At 49.3% G+C, this 4,862-nt stretch carries 6 protein-coding genes; all 6 read left to right on the top strand.

Annotation, left to right across the window (positions count from 1 at the left end):
• The first annotated feature begins 67 nt into the window (after nucleotides 1–67).
• A complete protein-coding gene (locus VFK44_06350; GenBank protein HET7627995.1) occupies nucleotides 68–853 on the top strand; it encodes an N-acyl homoserine lactonase family protein in 786 nt (261 codons plus the stop codon).
• Between the two features lie 30 nt (nucleotides 854–883).
• Nucleotides 884–1,597: an ATP-binding cassette domain-containing protein gene (locus VFK44_06345; protein HET7627994.1), complete on the top strand. Its 714-nt coding sequence runs from the start codon at nucleotides 884–886 to the stop codon at nucleotides 1,595–1,597.
• Between the two features lie 49 nt (nucleotides 1,598–1,646).
• The gene (locus VFK44_06340; GenBank protein HET7627993.1) at nucleotides 1,647–2,906 is read left to right on the top strand and encodes an ABC transporter substrate-binding protein; all 1,260 of its coding nucleotides are present in this window, start codon (nucleotides 1,647–1,649) and stop codon (nucleotides 2,904–2,906) included.
• Between the two features lie 95 nt (nucleotides 2,907–3,001).
• The gene (locus tag VFK44_06335) at nucleotides 3,002–3,712 is read left to right on the top strand and encodes an ABC transporter ATP-binding protein (GenBank protein ID HET7627992.1); all 711 of its coding nucleotides are present in this window, start codon (nucleotides 3,002–3,004) and stop codon (nucleotides 3,710–3,712) included.
• An 8-nt stretch (nucleotides 3,713–3,720) separates the two neighbouring features.
• Complete coding sequence (locus VFK44_06330) at nucleotides 3,721–4,578, top strand: branched-chain amino acid ABC transporter permease (GenBank protein ID HET7627991.1); 858 nt, start codon at nucleotides 3,721–3,723, stop codon at nucleotides 4,576–4,578.
• Nucleotides 4,575–4,862: hypothetical protein (locus tag VFK44_06325; GenBank protein ID HET7627990.1), on the top strand; the 288-nt coding region annotated here is incomplete at its 3' end. The genes VFK44_06330 and VFK44_06325, both read left to right, overlap by 4 nt.

Here is a 4,862-nt window from a genome sequence, read left to right as displayed (position 1 = left end):
TTCAAACCTGTGCTCGAAGAAGCCAGCAAGTGATCAACATTTTGATTTTATAAGGGGGGATGCCATAATGCGCCAAACGTATGAAGTGTACGCCATTAAATACGCCACTAGAGAAGCTAAGGCGAGTGACCATTTTCACGGAAACCCGGATCCGCACGAAGACTATTCCATGCCGATGGACTACTTCGTTTGGGCGGTAAAATCTGAGCAGCACACGGTAGTGATTGACGCGGGGTTTAACGAAGAGGTTGCCAAGCAAAGGAAACGGGAGTTCCTTCGCTGCCCCGTCAAGACGCTTGAGACGATTGGGGTGAAGGCAGACGAAGTGCCTTACGTCATCATTACTCACATGCATTATGACCATATTGGGAATTTGGAGAAGTTCCCAAAAGCGAATTTTGTCGTGCAAGAAGCGGAAATGGCGTTTTGGACAGGGAAATTTGCTTCCCGGCCGCAATTTAAACACACCGTGGAAGTCAGTGATGTCGTGCACATGGTCACAGAGAACTTCGAGGGCCGCGTGCAGTTTGTTTCCGGCGTTAAGGAAATTCTTCCCGGTTTGACCGTTCATCAGGCGGGCGGCCATTCCGCCGGCTTGCAATTTGTAAAAGTCGCAACGAAGAACGGGCCAGTCATTCTTACCTCTGATGTCAGTCATTTTTATAAAAATCTCGAAGAAGATCGTCCGTTCACGGTCGTGCACGATTTGGCCGGCATGTATGAAGCATTCGACCGGGTTCGGGCGGCAAGTGACGCCGATACGATCATAGTACCCGGCCATGATCCCGAAGTCATCAAACGCTTCCCGGCAGTTTCTCCCGATCTTGAAGGGATCGTTGTCAAAATTTCTTAAGTCGCACGCGGTATGAAAGAGGTGATGCAGATGATCAAAACGATGGGTTTGGGCGTCCAATTCGGTGCGATTCGTGCGCTGGACAATGTGACCTTGTCGATTGACGACAGCCCGGAAATTTGCGGCATTATTGGGCCGAACGGCGCCGGAAAATCCACCTTCTTATCCGTCATTGCCGGTGAAATTCGACCGACGGAAGGAGAAATCGAATTATTCGACAAACCGATGAGAAGTTTGAGTCCCGTAAAAGCCTGTCGAATGGGTGTCGGCCGTACGTTTCAAATTCCGCGGCCGTTCATTGAAATGACGGTCGAAGAAAACATCTTTACGAGCGGTTTATGCGTCAGTCCTTTGAAAGAAGCACGCGCGAAGGCGAAGGAATTGCTGAAGCTTCTCGATTTAGAGAACCATGCGCAGTCGACGCCCGGCCAGTTGAACTTGGCTGGTCGGAAAAGACTTGAACTAGCGAAAGCTTTGATGACCGAACCTAAAGTTTTGCTGTCGGATGAATTATTCGAAGGCTTAAACGAAAAAGAAGTCGATTGGCTTGTGGATTTATTGAAAACACACTTTGCCCCGAAGATGAAAATAATCATGGTGGAACATGTGTTGAGCGCATTGCGGAAGCTGGCGACCAAATTGTATGTGCTAAACCAAGGCCAATTAATCGCCGAAGGCGAAACGAACGACATTCTCGCTTCAGAGCAAGTCATTGAAGCTTATCTTGGCCGACGTAAAAAGTAGCTGGGAAAGACAAGACCACAATTTAAAATGTGAAAGGGTGTCGGTTATTTTGAAACAGAAGAAAAAAATGTTGTTGATGTTGCTGCTCTGTTTTGTAGTTGTGTTGGCAACGGCTTGCAGTGGAAACGTGAAAAGCCCTGTCGGTAAATCCGACGGATCAGGGTCTGGTGACAAGAAAGTGGAGTATGTAAAAATTGCCGCGCTTGCGCCTTTAAGCGGTGCGTATGCCATTAACGGCCAAAACGTCATTAAAGGCACGGAAATGGCCGTTGAGGAAATCAATGCGAATGGCGGAATTAAATCGCTCGGCGGAGCGAAATTTAAGCTCGTTACGGCGGACACGGGAAGCTCCGATCCAAGTCATGCCGCGTCGGTTGCCCGTCGAGTGATTCAAGAAAACCCTGACTTAACGGCGATGATCGGTCTTTGGGCAAGCTCTTATACCCTTGCCGGAAGCACGGTTACGGAACAAGCGAAAATCCCGCTGCTGTCGCAATCTTTCACGGATGAAATTACGGCGAGAGGCTATAAATACGTGTTCCAATTCCCGGCGAAAGCAAGTAAAATGGGTGAACTTTCGGTCGATTACTTATTGAAAGCCGCGAAGGAAAACAATTACGAGATCAAAACGATGGCGGTTCTTTCGGACAACCAGTCCTCGAACAAGACCGTAGGTCAAACGACTGCGAAGAAATTCCGTGAAAACGGGGTTAACGTTCCGGTCGAAGAATACTACAAGCCTGGTTTGACGGATGCTACGGCGATCAGCACGAAAATTTTAAACGCCGATCCGGATTTGATCTATGCTGCGGGTGCATTGTCTGACTTAAGCTTAATCATGAAAACGCTTCGCGGCATGGGCTATAAAGGAACCTTCCTTGGAAGCGGTGCGGGTTATGTGCTCAGCCAATTTAACGAAGCCACGGGAGACGCCGGCAATGGTTCGTTCGCAACAGCCGGATGGAACTGGGACTTCCCGTATCCCGGAGCGAAAGAGTTCAATCAAAAGTATGTAGAAAAGTATAAAGAACCGTTTGCGCCGCAAGAAGCCGGCGAAGACTACGCAATGGTATACGCTTTGAAAGCAGCGCTTGAAAAAGCGGGAACGACCGATCATGAAAAAGTAAGAGACGCTTTATCGCAAGTTAGCATCGACTCGATCATGACCGGCGGCCACGTCAGCTTTGACGAAACCGGCATGAACAAAGATGTCGAACCGGTATTGATTGAATGGATCGACGGAAAACCGCGGACCATCTATCCGACAAACGCGTCTTCTACGAAACCGATCTTTAACTTCGAAAAATAATTGGCCAGGAACCGGGTTACACCGGATACATGCGGGAAACTGCCCGCATGTATCCATTTCTCAATCGTCGTGACTCGGCAGGAGGTGAAGAGGCATTGGAAACGCTTTTGGAAGCGAAGAATCTTCAGATTCAATATGGAGAAGTTGTCGCGGTAAAGGATATGAGCATCAGCGTGCCGGAAGGAAAGTCAGTCGCGCTGATCGGTCCGAACGGTGCCGGGAAAACGACCCTCATCAAAGCCTTATCCGGCGTCATGCCGGTCGTAAAAGGGGAAATGACGTTTCAAGGCGAAAACGTGACCGGGAAGAAGTCGCACGATTTGTCGAGAATGGGGATTTCGATGATTCCGGAAGGCCGTTGGCCGTTTGCTTCGATGTCCATCATGGAAAATCTGCTTTTGCCGACGTATTCGATGCGTTTCGCGAAAGACAAAACGCAGGCCTTGTTGGGAAAGGTGTTTCAGCTGTTTCCGAAGTTGCAAGAACGGAGCTCACAAAAAGCCGGAAGCTTAAGCGGCGGGGAACAGCAAATGCTTGCGATTGCCCGCGCGTTGATGATGGAGCCGAAAGTGCTGTTGATTGATGAACCTTCGTTAGGGCTGGCACCGATCATCGTCGAACAAATCTATGAAGTCATTCCGACCTTGCTGGCGGACGGGCTGTCCATTTTACTCGTCGAGCAATCTTCTGAACTGGCCCTCTCCGTCTGTTCCTACGTGACCGTCGTGAACGAAGGAAGGGTGTTGTATTCCGGCGATTCAACAAGCGTAACGACTTCGGAATTGGCCGATTACTATTTAAAGTAGGTGGTCCTTTGGAAACGATTCTTCAAGTCCTCGTCAATTCGCTCATGTTAGGGTTTGTCTATGTGATCGTCGCCCTCGGGTTGTCTTTGATTTTTGGAATTTTAGACATCGTCAACTTCGCCCAAGGCGGACTTTTGATCCTGGGCAGCTACATCACGTATTTTAGTTGGTCGGTCATTGGCGGCCCGCCTTTTATCTCGATCATTTTGGCGATTCTCGTCTTGATGGTCGTCGGGATTATTTTATATTACGGGTATTTGCAGTTTATCCCGGGAAGCGATTCGATGCGGCAAATCTTTGCGCTGATCGGCTTCAGCATCATTCTCGAAAACTTAATTATGATCATTTTTGGACCGGAATCCCATACGATGAACACGACGATCGGATTTTTGAAAATCGGTCCGGTTCAAATCAACGAAGCCTATTTGTATGCGGCTGTATTGTCGGTTATCTTGGTCGCACTCACCTTTTTCATCTTGTACAAAACGTCGCTCGGCACGAAAATCCGGGCGGTCGCCGACAATCCGACCGCTGCCGGAATCGTAGGGATTAACCAGTCGCGTATTTACTTCATCGCCTTGAGTATCGGCTTCATGTTGACTGGCGCCGCAGGCGGAATTATCACGACCTACTACACGATCACGCCAACAGGAGGCTTGCCTTTTGTCATCATTGCCTTCACCGCAGTCGTGCTCGGGGGATTAGGCAATTTAACGGGAACGATCATTGGATCTTTTATTGTCGCTTTCGTACAAAATGCCACGCCGATCTACCTTTCTCCCGAATTGAACTATGTCGTCATTTTCCTAGTCTTTCTCGCCATCGTCGTTTTTCGGCCGCAAGGGATCATGGGGGGTAAAATATGAATCTGAAAAGCATCCGAACGATGGTTATCTTGGTGGCATTAATAGCAGCGATCGTCTTTCCCTTCCTCTATTCCTCTAACCGATATTTTATGGATCTTGGCATTTCGATCATGATCTGGTCGGTGGTGGCGCAAAGCTGGATCTTGTTAGGCGGATCGGGAGGGATGTGGTCGCTCGGCCATACGGCTTTTTTCGGTATCGGCGCCTACGTCACCGCTTTCTTCACGCAGTGGGGCGTGCCGGCCGTGCTCGGGTTTCCCGCCGGGTTTGTTGTGGCGGCGCTT

Source organism: Bacillales bacterium, from assembly GCA_035700025.1.
Taxonomy (GTDB): Bacteria; Bacillota; Bacilli; order Bacillales; family DASSOY01; genus DASSOY01.
This window is presented reverse-complemented; position numbering and strand designations above follow the sequence as displayed.

Bases quoted from the DNA above. Each gene is read 5' to 3' on its own strand.
- VFK44_06350 (HET7627995.1), top strand. From the start codon at position 68: ATGCGCCAAACGTATGAAGTGTACGCCATTAAATACGCCACTAGAGAA.
- VFK44_06345 (HET7627994.1), top strand. From the start codon at position 884: ATGATCAAAACGATGGGTTTGGGCGTCCAATTCGGTGCGATTCGTGCG.